Origin of the sequence: Acidithiobacillus ferriphilus, from assembly GCF_018854775.1 — a bacterium.
GTDB classification, from domain to species: domain Bacteria; phylum Pseudomonadota; class Gammaproteobacteria; order Acidithiobacillales; family Acidithiobacillaceae; genus Acidithiobacillus; species Acidithiobacillus ferriphilus.
In genome coordinates this window covers 2,501-5,251 of the sequence record NZ_JAAZTY010000141.1, presented here as the reverse complement: position 1 = coordinate 5,251, position 2,751 = coordinate 2,501, and the positions used below count along the sequence as shown (strand labels likewise).

Genomic DNA, 2,751 nt, shown 5'->3' with positions numbered 1-2,751 from the left:
CGACAAAAAACAACCCCGACTCGATGTTAATGAGTACGGGGTTGTATGGTATAGGTGTCTGGCGGTGACCGACTTTCGCGGAGGGAGACCCTCAACTATCATAGGCGCTGCAGCGTTTCACGGTCCTGTTCGAGATGGGAAGGGGTGGTTCCACTGCGCTATGGCCGCCAGACAAGGTTAAACTGGTCTGGCCCTGGGCGCGGGTCTTGGCTCGCGCTCAGGGTGTTGCTGAAGGGAAGGCCTTTTTAAACTGGATGCTTGGGTGATATATGGTCAAGCCACACGGGCGATTAGTACTCCTTAGCTGCACGCATTGCTGCGCTTCCACATGGAGCCTATCAACGTGGTGGTCTTCCACGACCCTTCAGGGGGCTTATGCCCCGGGAGATCTCATCTTAGGATGGGCTTCCCGCTTAGATGCTTTCAGCGGTTATCCCGACCGTACATAGCTACCCGGCAATGCCCTTGGCAGAACAACCGGAACACCAGAGGTACGTCCACTCCGGTCCTCTCGTACTAGGAGCAGCTTCCTTCAAATCTCCAACGCCCATGGCAGATAGGGACCGAACTGTCTCACGACGTTCTGAACCCAGCTCGCGTACCGCTTTAAATGGCGAACAGCCATACCCTTGGGACCGGCTACAGCCCCAGGATGCGATGAGCCGACATCGAGGTGCCAAACTCCCCCGTCGATGTGAACTCTTGGGGGGAATCAGCCTGTTATCCCCGGCGTACCTTTTATCCGTTGAGCGATGGCCCTTCCATACAGAACCACCGGATCACTAAGACCTGCTTTCGCACCTGCTCGACTTGTCTGTCTCGCAGTCAAGCACCCTTGTGCCTTTGCACTCACTGCGCGATTTCCGACCGCGCTGAGGGTACCTTCGTGCTCCTCCGTTACTCTTTGGGAGGAGACCGCCCCAGTCAAACTACCCGCCTAACACTGTCCCTGATCCGGATAACGGATCGAGGTTAGAACCCCAAGATCACCAGGGTGGTATTTCAAGGACGGCTCCACCAGAACTGGCGTCCCGGTTTCACAGCCTCCCACCTATCCTACACAAATCATCTCAAAGTCCCATGCTAGGTTGTAGTAAAGGTGCACGGGGTCTTTCCGTCTTGCCACGGGAACGCTGTATCTTCACAGCGACTTCAACTTCGCTGAGTCTCGGGTGGAGACAGTGTGGCCATCATTACGCCATTCGTGCAGGTCGGAACTTACCCGACAAGGAATTTCGCTACCTTAGGACCGTTATAGTTACGGCCGCCGTTTACCGGGGCTTCGATCAAGAGCTTGCACCCCCTCACTTAACCTTCCGGCACCGGGCAGGCGTCAGACCCTATACGTCGACTTTCGTCTTTGCAGAGCCCTGTGTTTTTGTTAAACAGTTGCAGCCACCGATTCTCTGCGACCCCTTCGGCCTTCCTCCGCAAGGGAGTACAACCTATCAGGGCACACCTTCTTCCGAAGTTACGGTGTCAATTTGCCGAGTTCCTTCACCCGAGGTCTCTCAAGCGCCTTGGAATATTCTTCCTGCCCACCTGTGTCGGTTTGGGGTACGGTCATCGTAAGACTAGAGCTTAGAAGCTTTTCCTGGAAGCGTAGGTTCACTCACTTCTCCTCCGTAGAGGATCGTCATCACGCCTTGGAATTGCCTTCCCGGATTTGCCTAAGAAGACTCCCTACACGCTTAAACCAGGACGTCCAACACCCGGCTGAGCTACCTTTCTCCGTCACTCCATCGCATCTTACAACAGTATCGGAATATTAACCGATTTCCCATCAGCTACGCCTCTCGGCCTCGCCTTAGGGGCCGACTCACCCTGCGCAGATTGACTTGACGCAGGAACCCTTGGGCTTACGGCGAGGGTGGTTTTCACACCCTTTATCGCTACTCATGTCAGCATTCGCACTTCGGATACCTCCAGCATGCCTTCCGACACACCTTCACTGGCTTACCGAACGCTCCCCTACCGCGTGTTCATAGAACACACCCGCAGCTTCGGTATATGGCTTGAGCCCCGTTAAATCTTCCGCGCAGGCCGACTCGACTAGTGAGCTATTACGCTTTCTTTAAAGGATGGCTGCTTCTAAGCCAACCTCCTAGCTGTCTTTGCCTTCCCACATCGTTTCCCACTGAGCCATATTTGGGGACCTTAGCTGGCGGTCTGGGTTTTCATCCCTCTTGACGACGGACGTTAGCACCCGCCGTCTGTCTGCCTGGCTCGTACTTGCCGGTATTCGGAGTTTGCAACGGGTTGGTAAGCCATGACAGCCCCCTAGCCGTAACAGTGCTCTACCCCCGGCAGTAATACCAAACGCGCTACCTCAATAGCTTTCGGGGAGAACCAGCTATCTCCGGACTTGTTTAGCCTTTCACTCCTATCCACAGTTCATCCCCGACCTTTTCAACGGGCGTGGGTTCGGACCTCCAGTAGGTTTTACCCCACCTTCATCCTGACCATGGATAGATCGTCCGGTTTCGGGTCTACTCCCTGCGACTGTCGCCCTATTCAGACTCGGTTTCCCTACGCCTCCCCTCTTCGGTTAAGCTCGCCACAGAAAGTAAGTCGCTGACCCATGATACAAAAGGTACGCAGTCACCCGTAAAACGGGCTCCCACTGCTTGTAGGCATACGGTTTCAGGATCTATTTCACTCCGCTCTCCGCGGTTCTTTTCGCCTTTCCCTCACGGTACTGGTTCACTATCGGTCAGAGACGAGTATTTAGCCTTGGAGGATGGTCCCCCC

At 55.0% G+C, this 2,751-nt stretch carries 2 rRNA genes (1 of these 2 running past the window's edge); both read right to left on the bottom strand.

The features are described from left to right. Positions 1–56: 56 nt before the first annotated feature. Positions 57–172 (bottom strand): 5S ribosomal RNA (gene rrf, locus HF921_RS10180). 97 nt (positions 173–269) lie between these two features. Then, positions 270–2,751, bottom strand: a 23S ribosomal RNA gene (locus HF921_RS10175) (it continues 408 nt past the right edge of the window).